General features: G+C 67.9%; 1 pseudogene. It reads right to left on the reverse strand.

Features of this window, described 5'->3' with window-relative positions:
• Positions 1-271 (reverse strand): annotated as a pseudogene (locus AAEY80_RS14555) (hypothetical protein); the annotation flags it as partial.

The raw sequence follows: 271 nt of genomic DNA on the forward strand, positions 1-271 counted from the left end.
GGCCCGAACCGACCTGGCGCGCGGCGAGCGCGAGCCGCGAGAACGGCCGGTTCACGAGACTCGTGATGAACGCGGAGCCGAACAGCGACAGCGCGAGCGCGAACAGCCCCCAGCCGGCCCACTGCAGGCCCGTGACGTTGTCGAGCTGATCGCGGTCGAGCGCGACCCAGTAATCGTCGTCGTCGATCTTGAAGCTGATCCACACGCCGGGAATGTCGTTGACCGACTGCGCGATCACGGTATCGTCGCCGAGGCGGCTGCGGATGTCGTG

This window comes from Psychrobacter sp. 78a-MNA-CIBAN-0178 (genome assembly GCF_040309625.1).
Classification (GTDB): Bacteria; Pseudomonadota; Gammaproteobacteria; order Pseudomonadales; family Moraxellaceae; genus Psychrobacter; species Psychrobacter okhotskensis.